Annotated in this window: 7 protein-coding genes; all 7 read right to left on the bottom strand. The window is 37.0% G+C overall.

Annotation, left to right across the window (positions count from 1 at the left end; genetic code table 11):
* Positions 1-130 precede the first annotated feature (130 nt).
* Positions 131-595, bottom strand: a complete 465-nt coding sequence (locus tag Q0590_RS36750; RefSeq protein WP_302042672.1) for a hypothetical protein — start codon at positions 593-595, stop codon at positions 131-133.
* A 213-nt stretch (positions 596-808) separates the two neighbouring features.
* A complete protein-coding gene (locus tag Q0590_RS36745) occupies positions 809-1,501 on the bottom strand; it encodes a hypothetical protein (RefSeq protein WP_302042671.1) in 693 nt (230 codons plus the stop codon).
* Between the two features lie 134 nt (positions 1,502-1,635).
* Entirely contained in the window at positions 1,636-1,974 is a 339-nt protein-coding gene (locus tag Q0590_RS36740; RefSeq protein ID WP_302042670.1) for a hypothetical protein, read from the bottom strand.
* Between the two features lie 126 nt (positions 1,975-2,100).
* Complete coding sequence (locus tag Q0590_RS36735) at positions 2,101-2,559, bottom strand: macro domain-containing protein (protein ID WP_302042669.1); 459 nt, start codon at positions 2,557-2,559, stop codon at positions 2,101-2,103.
* A 116-nt stretch (positions 2,560-2,675) separates the two neighbouring features.
* Positions 2,676-3,128, bottom strand: coding sequence for a DUF6896 domain-containing protein (locus Q0590_RS36730; RefSeq protein WP_302042668.1), 453 nt, complete (start codon positions 3,126-3,128; stop codon positions 2,676-2,678).
* A gap of 128 nt (positions 3,129-3,256) precedes the next feature.
* Positions 3,257-3,676, bottom strand: a complete 420-nt coding sequence (locus tag Q0590_RS36725) for a hypothetical protein (protein WP_302042667.1) — start codon at positions 3,674-3,676, stop codon at positions 3,257-3,259.
* 86 nt (positions 3,677-3,762) lie between these two features.
* Positions 3,763-4,209, bottom strand: coding sequence for a hypothetical protein (locus Q0590_RS36720; protein ID WP_302042666.1), 447 nt, complete (start codon positions 4,207-4,209; stop codon positions 3,763-3,765).
* Positions 4,210-4,274 lie beyond the last annotated feature (65 nt).

Below are 4,274 nucleotides of genomic sequence, written 5' to 3'. Positions count from 1 at the left end.
TATAATAAATCCTTGGCTTTCTAAATATTTCATTGTTTTTAATAGCCACTAATGGCCCAACTGCTGCCGCATACCGTAGCCTGTGCTGAGCATTGTGCCCAGGTAGGCAAGGTTGTCGGACAGAAGGGTGTTATGCACCTGTAGTTTTACAATTTTTTTTCTCGTGCAATTTTATTTCAGTAAGAATAAGTCTGTCTTGAACTAAGGTCAAATCTGCACAGATTTTGATCACCGAGTAATTCTTCAACTTTTCTTGTGTCCAATTATCAGTTATCAGGTATAAATCTGCATTCAACTCTTCTACAATATCTTTTATATCCTCTTGGTTTCCATATTTTACCTCTACATTTCTTTTAAAGTCATTGACTGTTTCAAAAAGCTTATGCTTTTTAATTATCTCTATGCCTATTCCCTTTTGATTTCCGTCTATAAATTCTCCGTATTCATTCCATCCTCCCGCTGCTATTATAATTTCTCCTGTAGTGCGGTTGATCTGTTTACATAATTCTACAATATCTTTTTGCAAAGGATGAGCAGTGGACGAAAGATGATTTTTTTCTACAAAGGGTAAGTAATCGTTAAGTGTATGATTCATGAATTGTGCCCCTGTAAATTCTCTTTCTTTCCGATCACACGAAAACAATATAAGGATCAAAAAAATTGGTAGGTATATTTTTTTACTCATTTCATTATATGGTGCATAATGGCCCGAAGCCACCCGGCGGCATGCCCTCCTGTTTGGGTCTGCGCTTTGGCGGGCTGCTGACCGGCCGTGGCTGGCGTTAGCGGCATAGCCTTTTAAGTTAAATTAAAAGTTGTTTTCAAATACAATGTTTGATATTACTTCGTCATCCGTTATAGAGTAAAACACATGTTTATTTGCTTTCTTGTCAATATATCCAAATGAGTGTTTATCAATCCACTTGCAATCTGCCCCAAGCGCGTATATACTATCAAACCAATACCAATTTCTTTTTTCTACTATTTGTATCTGTCTGCTGGTCTGATTGTGAGTGAGCAAAAGGTTTAAGAAGGATTTATCCTCCGTTTTTTCTATGAATGCTTGTGCGCTATATCTTCTGTCTCTTGATAACTTTATTGGATAGAACTTGAGAAACTTAAAATCATTACTAACTATATTCTGATAAGCATTTTCAAAAACTTTCCTGTCCCAACCTTTTTTGTCAGCAAGTTCCATAACAGTACTATGCAGTAAATCAAGAATATACGTCAGCTGTTGTTTATATTCAAGTCTTCTGTATTTATCTTCATCTATCCTATTACCATATAAACAAATCGCGCCGAAGTAAATAGGCTCTTTGTAAGGGTTTTCCTTAGCAAAGTGGATACAAATTCTAGCTGTTTTTGGTGGCTTATAACCATTTAATTTGTTGTGATAAAAATCAGCGATGAACCTAATTATTTTTCCAAATGGACTATCTGGAGCATCATACAGTTCGCCTCCTTGATAATAAATCGTTATATCTTGTAATGGCCACATCTATTTTTCAATCTTGCTTGCCGCTAATGGCCCAACGACTCCCGCACACCGTGCCCTTGTGCTGTAGCCTTGCGCTTAGAATGGGCAGGTTGTCGGCTCGAGTCGGGTGTTAGGCACTATCGTTTATTCTTCTTTTATATAATTACTTCTATCTCTTTTACGTTTTCTTCAGGTGGACCGAATCTTAATACGGCTGTGGCTCCTTTCATAAATGGAGTTTGGTCAAGAATAGGTTTTACAGCATTGAACAATAATTCTGCATCAGGTCCGTACATGAAAAGTATCCCGTCGCTATTATCTACCCCTATTTCATGGCCATCATATTCGCCAACTTCTGCTTCCTCAATCACTTGTCTTAGTTTCTTTGCCAAACTATGTAATGGCTTAAGATTTTGAAACTGATACTCAAACTGTATGATAACAGCATGTTCTTCTGAATCAGATTCCAAGTCATCGATTGGTGTAAATTCCATTTTTTTGTATTTGATAGTGCCTAATGGAACATGGCTAATCGACACTATGGCCTCCTGCGTCAGCCTTTAGGTCTGGCGGCCTAGTGGAAGACTTAGCTGATGTTACCTGCATTTCATTTTGTTTTATTATTCTTGTTCAAATTCTACAAAGGTGTGGTTTTCACTCGCTAACTCTTCCTCAATGATTCTGGATATAATTGTCCAATCTCCTCCGGCAAGTCCGGCCCCGATAGCTGGATATCCAATCCGCAATCCTGTATACTGTTGCTTGATTGTTTTGAATACTTTTCTAATAGCCTCATAGTCCGCTTTCACTCCCCTGCCTCTGTAATCATATTGGGTATATGCATTGACTACTATTAATTTCCGGCTATTTATCTCTTCTTCCGCCCAACTTATAGTGCCAAGTTTGTCTTTATCTCCTTTTTTTGTCTTTAAGTCAGCTTGATATGCCCGAGGAAAATGCTCTTTGATTGTTTTTGCAATTCCGGCTCCCATTGTGCAAAAGCAATTGCATCCGTGAATAATCAAGTCAAATTCATTCCGCAATGCTTTTTTTATCAGGTCGCCTTTTTCTGTTTTCATTTCTTTGATTGCAGGTAATGGCTCAAAAACCTCCACATACCGTTGCTTTGTGTTTAGGTGTTAGCGTCGAAAGCACGGTTGATGGTAGGTTTGGTGTTATCTGCAAACTTTTTATTTTATTCTTCTTTTGATTCCTGTAACAACTCATAATCTTCCTTGAAGTAATAATAATGTTCTTCCTTGATGATTTGACCTTGCTTTACCAACTTATCTAAAACTGCTCTTACTCTGCTCTCATTTTCATCTAGTTTTGAATATTGAGGCAACTTTAGACTTTCTAAATAATAGGCCGCAAACCAAGTATCAATACCAAATACACTATCATACTGCTCATACCGGAAATTGAAGTCAAAATCAATACTCTTATTTTGCCATTCGACTAAGCAACCCACTCCATGAAATTGATAAGCAATTCCTTTTTCTTCTATTTTCCCGCTTTTAGGTAACTCTCCTATCCAAGATAGGCCCTCTTTATCAACTTTAGATTCTAACTTTAAATCTTTTACTACCTTTTTTACATCAACTAAGTATTGATACAATAAATTAACTATTTCCTTATTTTCTTCCATTTACTTTTTGTTGCAGATAATGCACCAAGAGCAGCCGACGCCGTGCCCTTGTGGTGTGGCTTTTCGCTGAGAATGGGCAGGTTGTCGGTTTGAGTTAGGTGTTGTATGCCGTTCTTGTTCATTTATTTTCATCCTTGCCATTCTTTAGGAGCAAGATAGCCTCTCATTACACTGTCTAATTCATCATTTTTGTAATATTTTCCATCAAGGCGGATAACTACTCCGTCAAACTTAGTGTAAATAATTTCAATTTGGACTTCAACACCATCCTTATAAACAATGTCAAGCATATAGTATCCAAAGTTGACTTTTACAATAGGTTCTTTTGTTACTGGCTGTAACCTCTTAATTTCCTGGCAAAAGAATGATAAGGTAGTGCTATCTGTAAACTGAGTTTTTTTATTGGCAGATGTTTCACTGAATTTATCAGTAATGACTATCTGATTTATTTCATTACAATCTGTCTCATTTGCCTGCTTGCTTGTACAGGCGAATAGTAGGATTAAGAAGATTATATATGGTTTTTTCATCAATTCTTCAAATGGCATACAACGGCTCAACAACTCCCGCACACCGTGCCCTTGTGCTGAGGCTTTGCGCTTAGAATGGGCCGGTTGTCGGTTTGAGTTGGGTGTTATATGCCTGTGTTTTTCTTTTCTTCTTTCATTAAGTCAACTAATTCTTTATAATCAACTTGCAGATTATACTGTTCATTTAAGCGATAATAAGCATTAATTATCTGGTTGGTAAAGTGAAATAGGTCATCCTCAAACTCAAAAACGACTTTTCCCTCATCTTTATTAAACCCTCTTCTGGCATTATCAAAAGAATAAAATGTTCCTCGAACGATATTTTTATCTCGCTTGAGAAGTAATATGTCTTCGCCCGGACCTTGAAAAAACCTACATTCTGTTTCGAAGAAGCTTTTATAAAGTAACCGTACAGCTGTCAATAAATCATTGATTGGGTCACCTACATTATCAGGGAGTGTTCCAAACTTTTTATCTCCTTGTTCAAATTTGAACCACCAACCGCTCAAAACATCAATTTCTATCTTCAGTTTATTCAATTTTTCTTTCATTTACTGGCATATAGTTAGACTCAGCTCAAGAGTCACCTCTTGAGCTGGTCCTCCAAAACCGGACT

The sequence above is a fragment of the Rhodocytophaga aerolata genome (assembly GCF_030503435.1).
In the GTDB taxonomy this organism is placed as follows: Bacteria; Bacteroidota; Bacteroidia; order Cytophagales; family 172606-1; genus Rhodocytophaga; species Rhodocytophaga aerolata.
Note: the sequence above shows the minus strand (reverse complement) of the source record. Positions and strands in the feature narration are given on the sequence as shown.